Source organism: Acidovorax radicis N35 (assembly GCF_000204195.1).
GTDB lineage: Bacteria > Pseudomonadota > Gammaproteobacteria > Burkholderiales > Burkholderiaceae_C > Acidovorax > Acidovorax radicis.
On sequence record NZ_AFBG01000028.1, the window covers coordinates 1 to 14,899 of the forward strand.

Below are 14,899 nucleotides of genomic sequence, written 5' to 3' on the forward strand. Positions count from 1 at the left end.
GGAATACGAAAACGTGTGAACCGTGGATTCAACAAGAATCAACCACGCTCACCCGAAGGGATCTGGCCGGTGCGCACGGCATCCGCAGCCTGGCTGCGCACAGCAGCGCGGTCAGCGGTGGACTTGTAGGTCACCACACGCGAACCAGCAGGCTCGATGGAGCGGGTCTGTGCCACGGTAGCGGCTTCAGCAGCCACTTCAGCGCGGGTGCGGTTCGTGTCGAACTTGGTGGCGAACTGCGAAGCATCGGCTTCGTCAGCCTGGGCACCGAAGGAAGCGAAAGCGGCCACAGCGGCGATGGAGAGGAAACGTGCGGTGTTGTTCATGATGAAAATCCTTGAAGTTAAAAAAGCGGCTCAAAAAAACCGGAACAAAGAGCGAGAGAGGAAAGCTGCTTCAAACCGGGTTCGGTGAGTCGCCTTGCGGGTTCGGCTCATCGATGGGTTGAACTGTACGCGGGTGGAAGCGGAAGAAAAACCACCGGGTCGCAAACTAACTGTTCCAGTATTGGAAACAATGCGTCGGGAACTTCGCGTGGAGTCCCTTGCTTTGGTGGATGGCGGCGTCCGAAAGAGGGGTTTTTAGAGGAAAACCCTGCTGCCGATTTGGGACAATGAAAATCGAACGAAGGAGCGCACTATGCCACACGGCGAGTTCAGCGAGGACACTCCGAAACCAGGTCCCTGCGGTGTTCCGGCGCTTTTTTTTGGAGGGCCTTCTGGCCTGTCCATGGCACTCGAGGCCACCCCTGTTTTCGGGGAGTCTGATCACGGGGATACGTCGCGTGGGGCGCTAGCGAATCACCGGTGCGTCGGGCAATTCGTTGTGCCCGGGGGTGTCCGGGGGGCGTGGAAAGTGCCGGACGAGGCGGGACGAAACTGCCTCGATGGCCTGCACGAGGCCCTCTTCGTACTCCAACTGGCGAAAGCGAGGGGCCATGAGCGCAATGACATCGCGCCATTCGTCCGGTGCCACATGCCGGGCGAGGCCCCGGTCGGCCACGATCTCTATCGCGTGCTCGGGCAGCAGCAGGTAGATCAGCACGCCGTTGTTGTGCTCGGTGTCCCACACGCGGTATTTGCTGAACAGCATGATGGCGCGTTCGCGCGCACTCGCATGCCGGCGTAGGTAACTCCAGGGCAGGCTGGCTTCGGCGACGATGCGGATCTGGCCCATGTGCTGCTGTTCGCTGGCGGCCACCTGCGCGGCGAGGCGCTCCAGGGTCTCACCAGGCAGCGCACGGCGCGCCTGGGGCTCGCACCACCGGTGGCGCACCAGGCGCCAAAGTGCAGCCGGTAGAGAGGTGATGGAGGTGGCTGTTGCTGATTCTGGGCCCATGTTCACCAGTCCCCCGAGGCGCCGCCGCCTCCAAAATCTCCACCACCGCCCGAGCTGAATCCGCCACCGTCGCTGTTGCTGCCACCGCCGCTCCAGCCGCCGCCGGCACCGGCCCCCCAACCTCCGGCCGCCGCACCGCCTCGGCCACGCCGGGGGCTGCTGCTGCCGCCGGAGCCACCGAAGATCCAGGTGTAGAGCAGTGCGAGCAGGCCCGCGCCGCCCGCCACGATCAGGCTGGAGGTGACCACGAAGGCCAGGAAACCCACACCCCCACCCATAAAAAGGCCACCCAGGCGGCTGCCAAAAATGCTGCGCGCCAGGGGCCCAGCCACGATCACGCCGAAAAAGAGGAAGACGGCGAGGTCCGTCCAGTCGAATCCGTCGCGGCTGCTGTTTGGGCTGTGGGTCGTGTTGTTGCCGCTGCTGGCGGGTGCTGGCAACGCTTCGCCGGCAATGCGTGCGGAGAGCTGGGTGATGGCCGCGCCCAGCCCGCCTGCATAGTCGTTTTGCTGGAACCGGGGTTTCATGGCGCCGTCGATGATGCGCGCCGCTGCAATGTCGGGGATGGCCCCTTCCAGGGCCTTGGCGACCTCGATGCGCATCTTGCGGTCGTTCTTGGCCACGATCACGAGCACGCCGTCACCCACGTCGCGGCGCCCGATCTTCCAGGCGTTGCCCACGCGGTTGGCGAACGATGCGATGTCCTCGGGGGCGGTAGTGGGCACCATCAGCACCACCACCTGCGCGCCCCGGGTCTGCTCCAGCGTGTGCAGCTGTGTTTCGAGCGTGGCCTTGTCGGCGGCGCTCAGGGTGCCGGTCTGGTCGATGACGGGGCTGGTGAGCGCCGGCACGGGCTGCAAGCTGCCGTCGGCATGTGCCCAAGGCAGTGCAATTGCTATAAATAATATAGCTGTCAGCGCTTTATGGATAAGCGCCAGAGGCATATTTTCTTAAATTTTCAGCGACGAGACGGGCTGCGTTCAAGGCTTGGGCTTGGACGCGGAGAAATCCACGGTGGGTGGTGCGGAGATCTGGGCCTCGTTGGCCACGGTGAAGCTGGGCTTGGGGGGATAGCTGAACGCCATGGCGGTCAGGTTGGTGGGGAAGCTGCGCGCGAGCACGTTGTATTCCTGCACGGTCTGGATGTAGCGGTTGCGTGCCACGGTGATGCGGTTCTCGGTGCCTTCCAGCGTCACACGCAGGTCCCTGAAGCCCTGGTTGGCCTGCAGCGTGGGATACCGCTCAGAGACCACCATCAGCCGCGACAGCGCACCCGACAATTCGCCCTGCGCCTGCTGGAACTTGTTGAATGCCTCGGGGTTGTTCAGGGTTTCGGGCGTGACCTGGATGGAGGTGGCTTTGGCGCGCGCCTCGACCACGCGGGTCAGGGTTTCCTGCTCGAAGTTCGCCTCGCCCTTGACGGTGGCGACGATGTTGGGCACCAGGTCCGCACGGCGCTGGTATTGGTTGAGGACCTCGCTCCACGCGGCCTTGGACTGCTCGTCCAGCCGCTGGAAGTCGTTGTAGCCGCAGCCGGTCAATGCGCTCAACGCCAGCACGGCGGCCAAAAGGGCAAGAATGCGTTGGATCATGGTGGGGTTCGCCAAGTGGGGTTCAGGGACAGGTTGGGGCACGGAGCCAAGACGCCAAGGTGCCAGAAACCGGATGCTCGGCAGATTCTGCAACAAGTGCAGCACCCGGCGCCACTTTCCGGGCGCGTCGCAAGGCTTTGGGAGATGGCCGCACAATAGCACCCTGCACATGGCGGGCCGCGCAGCCGCCATGCCATCCTCCTTTGTCCCAGACGTCCCACCCCGACCACCATGCCCTGTTCCCGCGCCAGTGCCGCCACCCTCGGAGGTTCCTCGGACGACACCGAAGCCGCGTTCTACGAGGCTTTGCAGCGGGGCGACATCGAGCTTTTGATGGCCTGCTGGGCCGAAGACGACGACATCATTTGTGTGCATCCGGGCGGGCCCCGGCTGCTGGGTGCGGGGGCGATTCGCACTGCGTTCGAGGCGATGTTTTCGCATGGCACGGTGCGGGCGCGGCCCTTGCAGGTGCACCGCGTGGTGGCGCTGACGAGCGCTGTGCACAGCGTGGTCGAGCAGGTCGAGGTGATGCTGCCCGATGGTCTGCACCAGGCCGTGGTGCTGGCCACCAACGTCTATCACAAGACCCCGGAAGGCTGGCGCCTGGTGGCGCACCATGCGAGCCCTGGCGTGGCGCCGGACGCGCAGGTGGTGGATGCCCAGCGGCCCGTGCTCCACTGAGCGGTGGTAGGCTTGCATTCAAGCTTTTTTGCTGCCTGGCGCATGATCAGTAAGAGTTTATTGCTATGAAATATATAGCACCCCGATGGTTGCCTGGTGGCCAGCTACAGACCATCTGGCCGGCCCTGTATTCGCGCCGTGTGTTTGGCCCCCGCCCCGAATACCGCCGTGAGCGCTGGGACACGCCGGACGGGGATTTTGTGGACATTGATTTCCTGCAGGAAGAGGGCGCCACGGCGTCTGTGGCACCCCGGCCGCTGTTGGTGGTCTTTCACGGTTTGGAAGGCTCGTCGCGCAGCCACTACTGCGAGGCTTTTGCCGATCTGGCGCGCGAGCGCGGCTGGGCCTGCGCGTTGCCCCATTTCCGGGGTTGCAGCGGCGAGATCAACCGGGCGCCCCGCGCCTACCACTCGGGCGACCACGCCGAGATCGGCTGGATGCTGCAGCGCCTGCGGGCGTCGCACCAGGGGCCTTTGATGGCCGTGGGGGTCTCCTTGGGCGGCAATGCACTCTTGCGCTGGGCGGCCGAGGTGGGCGAGGACGCCGCGCGCAGCGCCGATGCCGTGGCTGCCGTGTGCTCGCCCGTCGATCTGGCCGCAGGGGGGCACGCCATTGGGCGCGGCTTCAACCGGCAGGTCTACACACGCATGTTCATGCGCACCCTGGTGCCCAAGGCGTTGCAGAAGCTGGCGCAGCACCCAGGGTTGTTCGATCGGCAGGCGCTGATGGCCGCGCGCGACTTGTATGCGTTTGACAACGTGTTCACCGCGCCGCTGCACGGCTTTCGCAACACCGAGGACTACTGGCAGCGGGCGTCGGCCAAGCCGTTGCTGCACAACATCCGCATTCCGGCCCTGGTGGTCAATGCGCGCAACGACCCGTTTGTCCCGGCCGCCAGCCTTCCGCTGCCGCACGAGGTGCGCAACGGATTCGTCACACTGTGGCAGCCTCCGCATGGCGGCCATGTGGGTTTTGCCCATGGTCGCCTGCCAGGGCATGTGCGCGCGATGCCTGACGCTGTGGGCGGATGGCTGGCCGAACATACAGAGAGCGGGGCGCGGGCGGGCGCACAATCGCCGCATGGATGACATCGTCAAACAGGCGCTGGCCAAGTGGCCCAACGTGCCCAACTGCTATGGCTGGCTGGGCCTGGACGCGCGTGGCCATTGGTACCTGCGCGATGACCAAGCCCAGGCCACTGGGCCGTTTCCTCAGAGCAAGGGGTCCTTGCTGCAGCATGAAAAGCTGATCGAATTCATCGCACGCAATTTCGAGCCCGATGGGCAGGGTCAATGGTTCTTCCAGAACGGGCCCCAGCGGGTGTATGTCGAGCTGGAAGCCACGCCCTGGGTCTGGCGCATACGGGCTGATTTTTCGGTGGTGTCCCACACGGGCCGTGGCGCGGCGGTGCAGGATTGCCTGGTGGACGCACAGGGCCGCGTTTACCTGACCACTGCGCTGGGTGTGGGCCTGGTGCACACACTGGACGTTCCGTTGGTGGCCGAAGCGGTGGAAGCAGGGCGCTGGCTCCCGCAGGCGGTGCGGGCGGAGGACCTGCCTGGCCGCTACGGCTTTGTCATGAGCCCGAGCAGCCGCTGGGCGGCGCAGGCCCAGGCTCCAACCAAGGCGCCCTCGGTGTCGGGCCCCCACCCATAAAAAAAGCCGGTCAGCAAGACCGGCTTTTTTGTCCCCGTGTTCCGCCCCGAAAGGCGCCGCGAGTGGACGGGTGTTGATTTACTTGGCGGCGGCTGCCATGAATTCGACCGCTGCGCGCAGGTCGGCGTCTGAAGCCTGTGCTGCACCGCCACGGGGAGGCATGGCGCCCTTGCCCTTGGCGACGCTGCTGTACAGCGCATCGATGCCAGCAGGCAGGCGGGCCGACCAGGCGGCCTTGTCACCAAACTTGGGGGCGCCGGCCACGCCAGCAGCATGGCACACCTGGCACGCCTGCTTGTACAGGGCTTCGCCAGCGCCTGCGGTTGCGGCAACCGGTGCGGCAGCGGCTGGAGCAGCCTCAGCGGCGGGGGCTGCCGCCGCCACCGGAGTGGCTGGGGCTGCAGGGGCTGCCTCTGCGGCTGCCGGAGCGGCGCCAGCGGCGGCGGGGGCTGCAGGTTCTGCAAATTTGGCGCCGGCAGCATTGGCCATGTAGGCCACGGCACGTGCAATTTCGGTGTCGTTGAAATCCCCGCCACCTTGCGGAGCCATCGCGCCCTTGCCCTTCAGGGCGGATTGCACCAGCGTTTCAAAGCCGGTTGCGATGCGGGCCGACCAAGCGCCGGCATCCGAAAATTTGGGAGCACCGGCAGCGCCTGTGGCATGGCACGCGGCGCACTGGCCCTTGTACACCTCTTCACCGGCCTTCAGAGGGCGGTTGGCATCACGGATCTCGACCATGCCCACCTTCTGGATGCGCTCGGCAATGGCTTTCTCGGGATTGGCGGCGCCAGCGGCTGGCTTGTCGGCCGACGTGACGTACAGAACCAAGCCAATGATGGCAAAGATTGGAATCACAAACGAGAAAAGTACCGCGACCAGCAACTGCTTGGGGTTCTTGATCGGGCCGGTATGGGCTTCTTCGTGGTGGTTGTCGCTCATGACGTCCTCTGGTGTATCGGGGGCTTTGATGAAATCAACCTTAAATTATATCTGCGGGGCTGTTGTTCTCCGGGTAAGGCCCGCGCACGCCGTGACCCTGATACACGGCACGACCCTGCGCGCGCCACAAACTGCGGCGCGCCAGGGGGCCGTCTTTCGTATCAGGATGGATTGCCTGCTGCTGCCGCTTCAGGTGCTCCGCCACCCAGGGCCTTGTACAGCGCCACCTGGTTTTGCAGTTGTGCGAGTTTGACCTGCACCACGGCCTGCTGCGCCGTGAACAGCGAGCGCTGCGCATCCAGCAGATCCAGGTAGCTCGACACGCCGTTGCGGTAACGCAGATCGGACAGCTGCAGCCGTGAGGCCTCGGCCTGGGCCTGCAGCTGCTGCGCCTGCGCCTGCTCGCCCAGCGTGGCCTGGCCTGCCAGTGCGTCCGACACTTCGCGGAAGGCTGTCTGGATGGCTTTTTCGTACTGCGCGATGGCGATGCCGCGGCCGGCCCGTGCGCTCTCCAGGTTGGCCTGGTTGCGGCCCGCATCAAAGATGGGCAGCAACAGGGACGGCGCAATGGTGAATCCCCACGAACCGCTCTTGAACAGGCCCGACAGCTCGCCGCTGGCGGTGCCCGCTTGGGTGGTGAGCGAAATGCGCGGGAAGAACGCGGCCCTGGCAGCGCCGATGTTGGCGTTGGCTGCAATCAGCTGCTGCTCCGCCTGGCGGATGTCGGGCCGACGGGTCAGCAGTTCGGATGGCAGCCCCGCTGGCAACTGCGCCATGGCGGGGGCCGCTGCCAGCCTGCTGCCTGCGAGGCTGGCACGGATGTCGTCGGGCAGGGATTGCCCGAGCAGCAGTGCCAGGGCGTTTTCGTCCAGCGCGCGCTGGCGCTGCTGCTGGGCCAGCGTGGCCCGTGCGGCCTGGGTCAGCGACTCGGCCTGGCGGAAATCGAGCTCGGAAGCAACGCCTGCATCCAGGCGCATCTTGGTCAGGCGCACAGACTCGTCCCGCGAGGCTAGGGTCTGGCGTGACAGGTCCAGCAGCTCTTCATCGGCCAGCAGGTTCAGCCAGCCGTTGGCCACGGCGGCCACCAGGCTCACCTGCGCAGCGTTGCGACCTTCTTCGGTGGCGAGGTACTGCGCCAGGGCCTGTTCCTTGAGGCTTGCAATGCGGCCAAAGAAGTCGATCTCCCAGGCCGTGACCGCCAGGCCGACACTGAACGAGTTGGTCAGGTCGCCGGTGCCCGTGGCGGGCGCGCGGCTCGCGTTGGCGGCCAAACCCACGCCCGGGTAGAGGTCTGCCCTGCGCACCTGGAACGTTGCGCGTGCCTGCTCGATGTTGAGCACGGACACCCGCAGATCGCGGTTGTTGGCCAGGGCCACTTCGATAAGTTGGCGCAGCCGGGGCTCGGCGAAATAGTCCTGCCAGGGCGCTGCCGCTGCGGCGTTTGGCGTGGCGGCGGCGCTCGCAGCGTAAGTGCTTGGCACGGGCGCCGCGGGGCGCTCATACGTCGGTATGAACGAGCAACCGCCCAGCAGCAAGGCTGTTGCCAGCGCGATGGCGGTGGTACGTGGGTGACTAGTCATGGGTTCCAACTCCTGCTTCCTCTGCATGGCGGCGGTTCATTTCCTGCTGGCGCGCGCTGCCTTTGAACAGGCTGCGGACCACTACGAAGAACACGGGCACGAAGAACACGGCCAGCACCGTGCCAGTGACCATTCCACCCAGCACGCCGGTGCCAATGGCGCGCTGGCTGGCCGAACCGGCCCCCGATGCGATCACCAGCGGCAGGACCCCCAGGCCAAAGGCCATCGAGGTCATCACGATGGGACGGAACCGCAGGTGGGCTGCCGCCAGTGCCGACTCGATCACGCTCTTGCCCTGGGCCTGCAGGTCTTTCGCAAATTCGATGATCAAAATTGCATTCTTGGCAGACAAGCCGATGATCGTGATCAGCCCCACCTGGAAGTAGACGTCGTTGGCATAGCCGCGCAGCAGGGTGGCCAGCAGTACACCCAGCACGCCCAGGGGCACCACCAGGATCACGGCCAGCGGGATCGACCAACTTTCGTACAGCGCTGCCAGGCACAGGAACACGGCCAGGATGGCGAAGCTGTAGAGGATCAGCGACTGTGCACCCGCCAGTTTTTCCTCGCGGGATTGGCCTGTCCACTCAAAGCCGAAGCCTGCGGGCAACTGGGTCGCGAGTTTTTCCATCTCGGCCATCGCGGCACCCGTGCTGAAACCCGGGGCGGGCGCACCCGAGATGCGCATGGCCGGATATCCGTTGTAGCGCACCGTTTGCTGCGCGCCGTTCGCCCAGCGCGTTGTGGCAAATGCCGAAAGGGGCACGGGCTTGCCCTGGCTGTTGGCGGCGTTGATCTTCAACAGGTCATCCGGTTGCATGCGCGCCGGGGCGTCGGCTTGCACCACCACGCGCTGCAGGCGGCCCTGGTTCGGGAAGTCGTTCACGTAGCTCGAGCCAAGGGCGGTGGACAGTGCCGAATTGATCGCATCAAACGGCACGCCCAGCGCGTTGGCCTTGTCGCGGTCGATATCGATCTGCAACTGCGGGGCGTCTTCCAGGCCATCCGGGCGCACCTGGGTCAGCACCTTGCTTTGCGAGGCCATGCCCAGCAGCTGGTTGCGCGCCTTCACCAGCGCTTCGTGCCCGGCGCCCCCGCGGTCCTGCAGGCGGAACGTGAAGCCGCTGGCGTTGCCAAGCTCGGGAATAGGTGGCGGGCTCAACGGGAAGATGAACGCATCGCGGATGCCCATCAACCCCCCGAAAGCCCGGCTGGCGACGTCCTGTGCCGACTGGCCTGGGCCGTGGCGCTCGCTCCAGTCCTTCAATGTCACAAAGGCAAGGGCGGCATTCTGGCCCTGGCCGGAGAAGCTGAACCCCAGCACACCCACCATGCTTTGCACTTCGGGCTGTTTGAGGATGAACTCCTCGACCTGCTGCATCACGGCCAGCGTGCGCTCTTGTGTGGCGCCGGGTGGCAGTTGTACGTTGACAATGATGTTGCCCTGGTCCTCGCTGGGCAGGAACGATGTGGGCAGCCGCATGTACACCACGGCCACGGCGCCAATGATGGCTGCGTAGATGACGAGGTAGCGCGCTGCCCGCTTGAGCATGCGCGAGACAAAACCTTCATACCCCTTGGCTGTGCGCGAGAAGCCACGGTTGAACCAGCCGAAGAAACCGCGCTTTTCATGGTGGTGGCCGGCTTCCACAGGCTTGAGCAAAGTGGCGCACAGTGCTGGCGTGAGCGACAGCGCCATGAAGGCCGAGAAAGCGATGGATGCCACCATCACTGCCGAGAATTGGCGGTAGATGTTGCCGGTGGACCCCGCAAAGAAGGCCAGTGGCACGAACACTGAGATCAGCACCACGGTCACGCCAATGATGGCGCCTGAGATCTGGCGCATGGCCTTGCGCGTGGCCTCCAGGGGCGAGAGCCCTTCTTCGCTCATGATGCGCTCGACGTTTTCCACCACCACGATCGCATCGTCCACCACGATGCCGATCACCAGCACCATGCCAAACATCGTCAACACGTTGATCGAGAACCCCAGCGCCAGCAGCGTGGCGAATGTACCCAGGAGAGCAATGGGCACCACGATCGTGGGGATGATGGTGTAGCGCCAGTTCTGCAGGAACAGGAACATCACGAGGAACACCAGCGCCACCGCTTCCACCAGGGTTTCTGCCACCTGCCTGATGGAGATGTCCACAAAGCGTGAGCTGTCGTACGGGATGCTCCAGCTCATGCCTTCAGGAAAGTAGCGCGAGAGTTCATCCATCTTGGCGCGAACGGCCTTGGCAGCTTCCAGGGCGTTGCCACTGGGGGAGAGCTGGACGCCGATGCCCACGGCGGGCTTGCCGTTCAGGCGTGCAGCGGTGGCATAGGCCTGGCCACCGAGTTCCACGCGTGCCACGTCCTTGATGCGCACCGTGGACCCATCGGTGTTGGCCCGCAGAACGATGTTGCCAAACTGCTCCACGCTGGAGAGCTGGCCGTTGACCACGACGGTGGCTGCGATCGCCTGGCCTGCGATGTTGGGAAGATCGCCGATGGTGCCGCTGGCCACCTGGGCGTTTTGTGCGCGGATTGCGGCCGTGATCTCGGCGGCCGAGAGGTTGAAGCTCACCATCTTGGCGGGATCGATCCAGATGCGCATGGCGCGCTCTGTACCAAAAAGCTGCGCCTGGCCGATGCCTTTCAGGCGTTGCAGTTCGGGCACGACGTTGCGCGATGCATAGTCACCCAGGGCCACCGTGTCCGTTGCCGGGTTGGTGGACGAGAGCATGGTGAACAGCAGAAAGTTGGAGCGCGATTTGTCCACGCGCACACCTTGCTGCGTTACGGCGGAGGGTAGGCGGGGCGTTGCACGTGACAAGCGGTTTTGCACGTCCACCTGTGCCAGGTCGGCATTGGTGCCGGGTTGAAAACTCAGGGTGATGCTGCCGGAGCCGTCGGCCTGTGCGACGGATTCCATGTAGATCAGCCCGGGCGAACCGTTCATCTCGCGTTCGATCACCGACAGCACGCTGTCTTCGAGGGTTTGCGCGGATGCACCGGGGTACGCTGCGTTGATGACGATGGCCGGGGGGGCCACTGGCGGGTACTGTGCAATAGGTAGCTGCGTGATCGCCACGCCGCCCATCACCATAATGAACAGCGCGATCACCCATGCAAAGATGGGGCGGTCGATAAAGAACTTGGCCATGCTGGAATGCCCCTTATGGCTTCGATGCCGAAGCGGCAGATGCAGCAGGTGTGGCGGCCTGTGCCGAAAGTGCACCAGGTGCGGAAGCGCTTCCTGGGGCTTGCCATGGGACGGGTTTCACAGGTGTGCCCGGGGGCAGCATCTGCAGTTTCTGAAAACCGTCCACCATGACTTTCTCCCCCGCCTTCAGCCCGTCAAGAACCACCCACCGGTTGTTCTGGGCGGCGCTGACCTTGATGGTGCGTGGAGACACCTTGCCATCGTCACCCACTACGCTCACCGAGTCACCCTGCTGGGTGCGTGTGACTGCCTGCTGGGGCAGGGTGATGGCGTTGCTGGCCTGTGCTTGTTCGATGCGTACGCGCAAATACAGACCCGGTAGTAACTCGCCCTTGGGGTTGGGGACTTCCGCGCGCAATGTGACCTGACCGGTGGTGGAGTCCACCGACAGATCGGTGAACAGCAGCTTGCCTGCCTGGGCGTATTCGGTTCCATCGCCCAGAACGAGCTTGACGCTCGCGGCCTCTGCGCTTCCGGCGCGCTTGAACTGGCCGCTTTCCATGGCCCGGCGCAACTGGAAGACATCGCTGGCCGACTGGGTGAAGTTCACGTACACGGGGTCGATTTGCTGCACCACGGCCAGGGGGGTGGCTTCTCCTTGCCCCACCAATGCCCCTTCAGTAACCAAGGCGCGGCCTATACGGCCCGATATGGGCGATGTCACGCTGGCGTAGCCCAGAGTGATGTCGGCGGTGCGTACTGCGGCCTTGGCGGTGGCCACATCCGCCTGTGCCTGCTTCTCGGCGGCTTCGGCGTTCACGAAGTCCTGTTTGCTGATGGCGTTGGCACTTACCAGTGGGCGATAGCGTTCCACCTGCGCGCTGGCCTGCGCGAGGTTGGCCTGCGCTTTTGCCAGACTGGCTCGGGCACTCTCGGATGCTGCAGCATAGGGTGCAGGGTCAATGCGAAACAGTGGTTGTCCTGCCTTCACATCACTGCCTTCCTTAAAAAGGCGTTGCTGCAGGATGCCAGCAGCGCGAGCCCGTACCTGCGCAACCCGCGAGGCCTCCACACGGCCTGGCAATTCAGTGATCAACCCGACGTCGCCAGGGGTCGCAGTCACAACGCCGACCTCCACGGGGGGCATCTGCGGTCCTCCGGCGGCGGCTTGGCCGTCCGCCTTGCCACATGAGGCCAGGAAGAGCGCTGCCGCAGTAGCGGCGACCAGAGAGGCGGCCCTGTGAGTTGGGGAGGCGCGAAAGGAGGCGGTGGTAGATGCGTCACGGAATGTGGGCATGGGAGTCCTTTTGATTGGCGTCAAGGAATGGGGTTGTAGGGGATGGCCCCTCGGTCGGAGGCAGTCCAAGATCAGAGCCCGACGAAATAAGTGCGCGATTATACATACAGACATGAATGTATAATTGCGATGCCCCGATGTCTTTGCATAAAGTGTGGGTACTTAGTATTGAACATAAGGAGGCAATTACCAATGGCGCGTCGAACCAAGGAAGATGCAATTGCCACGCGCAATAGCCTGATTGATGCGGCGGAGCATGTCTTCTGGGAGAGGGGGGTTTCGCGTGCTTCGCTGAGTGACATTGCTCAGGCCGCCGGTGCTACGCGGGGGGCGATCTACTGGCATTTCAAAGACAAGGTGGATCTCTTCAATGCCATGATGGACCGGATGACTCTTCCGTTGGAGCAGGGCTACGGTGAGTTTGAAAGCAGTACTTGTCCGAATCCCGTGCAGCGACTGCGGGCTGTGATGGCGTTTGTGCTGCGCAGTGTGGCTTCTGACGAGCGAACGCGCCGGGTTTTTGAGATTGCGCTCTACAAAGTGGAGTACGTGGGCGAACTTGTGGGGGTTCGTGATCGCCACATGGCTGCGTCGGATGGTTTTACGCGGCAACTGGCGCGTGACTTTGAGCTGGGAGCGCAGGCGCAGGGGGTTGTCTTGCCTGTCGCGTCCATCGAGGCGGCGATTGGCTTGCATGCCTTGTTCGACGGGCTTATCAGAAACTGGATACTGAGTGAGGGGGGCTTTGATCTGGTGGTGGTTGGTGGGGCGAGTACCGATGCTTTTTTGCTGGGGCTGGGGTTGTCGCTCCCAGTGTCTGGGGATGCCGAGGCTCGCGGTCTCTCCTTGTGAAGTGGGTGTTTTGCTCTTCTCGTGTTGGGGTTGGGTGGCGTCGATCCTGGTGGGTTGGTTGCGTGCGATAATGTGGGGCTGTGTCAGTTTTGCCGTGCGGCTGTAGCTCAGTGGATAGAGTATTGGCCTCCGAAGCCAAGGGTCGTGGGTTCGATCCCCGCCAGCCGCACCAGTGACGCAGGCAGTCCTGTATCTTTCTCGTGGGGCTGATGGCGAGGATTTGGGAATTTCTTCGGGCTGCAAAAAACTAGTGCTATAATTCGAAATTCTCCGGAGGGGTGCCCGAGTGGCTAAAGGGGGCAGACTGTAAATCTGTTGGCTTACGCCTACACTGGTTCGAATCCAGTCCCCTCCACCAGTGAGTGAGTAGTGTTGAGGTCGATGTCTGGCTTTGCTTTTGGCTTTGTCAGACGCGCAGAGGTTGTTGGCCGATGCGGGAGTAGTTCAATGGTAGAACCCTAGCCTTCCAAGCTAATGACGCGGGTTCGATTCCCGTCTCCCGCTCCATTGCTTGTTTGTGCTGGTTTGTTGAGTTAGCAATTTTGATGTCGCGCGAGCGGCGTCAAGCTGCCCATGTGGCTCAGTGGTAGAGCACTCCCTTGGTAAGGGAGAGGTCGCGGGTCCGATTCCCGCCATGGGCACCACTTTCAGGTGCGTCCGATTCTGGTTGCGCCGAAATCCAGTTGTATTGGTATAGATTTTTTTCGGAGTCGGAAAAATGGCAAAAGGAAAGTTCGAGCGCACCAAGCCTCACGTCAACGTGGGCACGATCGGCCACGTGGACCACGGCAAGACGACGCTGACGGCAGCGATTGCTACCGTGCTGTCCTCCAAGTTCGGCGGCGAAGCCAAGGCATACGACCAGATCGATGCAGCGCCCGAAGAAAAGGCCCGCGGTATCACGATCAACACCGCCCACGTGGAATACGAAACGGCCAACCGCCACTATGCCCACGTGGACTGCCCAGGCCACGCCGACTATGTGAAGAACATGATCACCGGCGCTGCCCAGATGGACGGCGCTATCCTGGTGTGCTCGGCCGCTGACGGCCCCATGCCCCAGACCCGTGAGCACATCCTGCTGGCCCGCCAGGTGGGCGTGCCTTACATCATCGTGTTCCTGAACAAGTGCGACATGGTGGACGACGAAGAACTGCTGGAACTCGTCGAAATGGAAGTGCGCGAGCTCCTCGACAAGTACAACTTCCCTGGCGACGACACCCCGATCATTCGCGGTTCCGCCAAGCTCGCCCTGGAAGGCGACAAGGGTCCTCTGGGTGAAGAAGCCATCATGAAGCTGGCCGAAGCCCTGGACACCTACATCCCTACGCCAGAGCGCGCTGTGGACGGCGCCTTCCTGATGCCTGTGGAAGACGTGTTCTCGATCTCCGGTCGCGGCACCGTGGTGACCGGCCGTATCGAACGCGGTATTGTCAAGGTCGGCGAAGAAATCGAAATCGTCGGTATCAAGGACACCGTCAAGACCACCTGCACCGGCGTGGAAATGTTCCGCAAGCTGCTGGACCAAGGCCAGGCTGGCGACAACGTTGGCCTGCTGCTGCGCGGCACCAAGCGCGAAGACGTGGAACGCGGCCAAGTGCTGTGCAAGCCCGGCTCGATCAAGCCCCACACCCACTTCACCGCTGAGGTGTACGTTCTGAGCAAGGACGAAGGCGGCCGTCACACGCCTTTCTTCAACAACTACCGTCCTCAGTTCTACTTCCGCACGACCGACGTCACTGGTGCCATCGAGCTGCCAGCCGACAAGGAAATGGTCATGCCTGGTGACAACGTGTCGATCACTGTGAAGCTGATC

13 protein-coding genes and 4 tRNA genes are annotated in these 14,899 nt (G+C 63.5%); 9 read left to right on the forward strand and 8 right to left on the reverse strand.

All coding sequences use genetic code 11. The features are described 5' to 3' along the window. Positions 1-38 precede the first annotated feature (38 nt). From ARADN35_RS0125415 to ARADN35_RS0125430, 4 genes are all read right to left on the reverse strand, one after another. On the reverse strand, positions 39-326 hold the full coding sequence (locus ARADN35_RS0125415; protein WP_010465399.1) for a hypothetical protein: 288 nt from the start codon (positions 324-326) through the stop codon (positions 39-41). Positions 327-792: 466 nt separating this feature from the next. Further along, positions 793-1,338, reverse strand: a complete 546-nt coding sequence (locus ARADN35_RS0125420; protein WP_029414404.1) for a TPM domain-containing protein — start codon at positions 1,336-1,338, stop codon at positions 793-795. A gap of 2 nt (positions 1,339-1,340) precedes the next feature. After that, on the reverse strand, positions 1,341-2,282 hold the full coding sequence (locus ARADN35_RS0125425; protein ID WP_029414405.1) for a TPM domain-containing protein: 942 nt from the start codon (positions 2,280-2,282) through the stop codon (positions 1,341-1,343). A 36-nt stretch (positions 2,283-2,318) separates the two neighbouring features. Further along, the gene (locus ARADN35_RS0125430; RefSeq protein WP_010467264.1) at positions 2,319-2,930 is read right to left on the reverse strand and encodes a LemA family protein; all 612 of its coding nucleotides are present in this window, start codon (positions 2,928-2,930) and stop codon (positions 2,319-2,321) included. A 231-nt stretch (positions 2,931-3,161) separates the two neighbouring features. On the opposite strand from ARADN35_RS0125430, the gene ARADN35_RS0125435 reads away from it, so the two are divergent. From ARADN35_RS0125435 to ARADN35_RS26830, 3 genes are all read left to right on the forward strand, one after another. Then, positions 3,162-3,611 (forward strand): YybH family protein, encoded by a 450-nt coding sequence (locus ARADN35_RS0125435; RefSeq protein WP_010467265.1) that lies wholly within the window; start codon positions 3,162-3,164, stop codon positions 3,609-3,611. A gap of 65 nt (positions 3,612-3,676) precedes the next feature. After that, on the forward strand, positions 3,677-4,699 hold the full coding sequence (locus tag ARADN35_RS0125440; protein WP_029414407.1) for a YheT family hydrolase: 1,023 nt from the start codon (positions 3,677-3,679) through the stop codon (positions 4,697-4,699). Then, positions 4,692-5,267, forward strand: a complete 576-nt coding sequence (locus ARADN35_RS26830) for a DUF2946 family protein (RefSeq protein ID WP_010467267.1) — start codon at positions 4,692-4,694, stop codon at positions 5,265-5,267. The genes ARADN35_RS0125440 and ARADN35_RS26830 overlap by 8 nt, the downstream gene beginning before the upstream one ends. 78 nt (positions 5,268-5,345) lie before the next feature. Here ARADN35_RS26830 and ARADN35_RS0125450 read toward each other — a convergent pair whose 3' ends face one another. The 4 genes from ARADN35_RS0125450 to ARADN35_RS0125465 all read right to left on the reverse strand — a co-directional run bounded on the left by ARADN35_RS0125450 (position 5,346) and on the right by ARADN35_RS0125465 (position 12,231). After that, positions 5,346-6,206: a c-type cytochrome gene (locus tag ARADN35_RS0125450; RefSeq protein ID WP_010467268.1), complete on the reverse strand. Its 861-nt coding sequence runs from the start codon at positions 6,204-6,206 to the stop codon at positions 5,346-5,348. Positions 6,207-6,367: 161 nt separating this feature from the next. Further along, positions 6,368-7,786: an efflux transporter outer membrane subunit gene (locus ARADN35_RS0125455; RefSeq protein WP_010467270.1), complete on the reverse strand. Its 1,419-nt coding sequence runs from the start codon at positions 7,784-7,786 to the stop codon at positions 6,368-6,370. Then, the gene (locus tag ARADN35_RS0125460; RefSeq protein WP_010467271.1) at positions 7,779-10,934 is read right to left on the reverse strand and encodes an efflux RND transporter permease subunit; all 3,156 of its coding nucleotides are present in this window, start codon (positions 10,932-10,934) and stop codon (positions 7,779-7,781) included. Before ARADN35_RS0125460 ends, ARADN35_RS0125455 begins: the two co-directional genes overlap by 8 nt. A gap of 13 nt (positions 10,935-10,947) precedes the next feature. Next, positions 10,948-12,231: an efflux RND transporter periplasmic adaptor subunit gene (locus tag ARADN35_RS0125465; RefSeq protein ID WP_029414409.1), complete on the reverse strand. Its 1,284-nt coding sequence runs from the start codon at positions 12,229-12,231 to the stop codon at positions 10,948-10,950. A 192-nt stretch (positions 12,232-12,423) separates the two neighbouring features. On the opposite strand from ARADN35_RS0125465, the gene ARADN35_RS0125470 reads away from it, so the two are divergent. From ARADN35_RS0125470 to tuf, 6 genes are all read left to right on the forward strand, one after another. Beyond that, positions 12,424-13,083 carry a TetR family transcriptional regulator gene (locus ARADN35_RS0125470; RefSeq protein ID WP_010467273.1) on the forward strand — a complete coding sequence of 220 codons (660 nt, stop codon included), beginning with the start codon at positions 12,424-12,426 and terminating at the stop codon, positions 13,081-13,083. A gap of 96 nt (positions 13,084-13,179) precedes the next feature. Next, positions 13,180-13,255, forward strand: a tRNA-Arg gene (locus ARADN35_RS0125475). Positions 13,256-13,355: 100 nt separating this feature from the next. Further along, positions 13,356-13,441: transfer RNA gene (locus tag ARADN35_RS0125480), tRNA-Tyr, on the forward strand. A 75-nt stretch (positions 13,442-13,516) separates the two neighbouring features. Further along, positions 13,517-13,590: transfer RNA gene (locus ARADN35_RS0125485), tRNA-Gly, on the forward strand. A 62-nt stretch (positions 13,591-13,652) separates the two neighbouring features. After that, positions 13,653-13,727, forward strand: a tRNA-Thr gene (locus tag ARADN35_RS0125490). Positions 13,728-13,801: 74 nt separating this feature from the next. After that, the coding region (tuf, locus tag ARADN35_RS0125495) for an elongation factor Tu (RefSeq protein WP_010467274.1) at positions 13,802-14,899 on the forward strand (1,098 nt) is incomplete at its 3' end.

What these genes read in the sequence shown, in the direction of transcription:
- ARADN35_RS0125415 (WP_010465399.1), bottom strand. Translation starts at nt 326, where the DNA reads ATGAACAACACCGCACGTTTCCTCTCCATCGCCGCTGTGGCCGCTTTC.
- ARADN35_RS0125420 (WP_029414404.1), bottom strand. Translation starts at nt 1,338, where the DNA reads ATGGGCCCAGAATCAGCAACAGCCACCTCCATCACCTCTCTACCGGCT.
- ARADN35_RS0125425 (WP_029414405.1), bottom strand. Translation starts at nt 2,282, where the DNA reads ATGCCTCTGGCGCTTATCCATAAAGCGCTGACAGCTATATTATTTATA.
- ARADN35_RS0125430 (WP_010467264.1), bottom strand. Translation starts at nt 2,930, where the DNA reads ATGATCCAACGCATTCTTGCCCTTTTGGCCGCCGTGCTGGCGTTGAGC.
- ARADN35_RS0125435 (WP_010467265.1), top strand. Translation starts at nt 3,162, where the DNA reads ATGCCCTGTTCCCGCGCCAGTGCCGCCACCCTCGGAGGTTCCTCGGAC.
- ARADN35_RS0125440 (WP_029414407.1), top strand. Translation starts at nt 3,677, where the DNA reads ATGAAATATATAGCACCCCGATGGTTGCCTGGTGGCCAGCTACAGACC.
- ARADN35_RS26830 (WP_010467267.1), top strand. Translation starts at nt 4,692, where the DNA reads ATGGATGACATCGTCAAACAGGCGCTGGCCAAGTGGCCCAACGTGCCC.
- ARADN35_RS0125450 (WP_010467268.1), bottom strand. Translation starts at nt 6,206, where the DNA reads ATGAGCGACAACCACCACGAAGAAGCCCATACCGGCCCGATCAAGAAC.
- ARADN35_RS0125455 (WP_010467270.1), bottom strand. Translation starts at nt 7,786, where the DNA reads ATGACTAGTCACCCACGTACCACCGCCATCGCGCTGGCAACAGCCTTG.
- ARADN35_RS0125460 (WP_010467271.1), bottom strand. Translation starts at nt 10,934, where the DNA reads ATGGCCAAGTTCTTTATCGACCGCCCCATCTTTGCATGGGTGATCGCG.
- ARADN35_RS0125465 (WP_029414409.1), bottom strand. Translation starts at nt 12,231, where the DNA reads ATGCCCACATTCCGTGACGCATCTACCACCGCCTCCTTTCGCGCCTCC.
- ARADN35_RS0125470 (WP_010467273.1), top strand. Translation starts at nt 12,424, where the DNA reads ATGGCGCGTCGAACCAAGGAAGATGCAATTGCCACGCGCAATAGCCTG.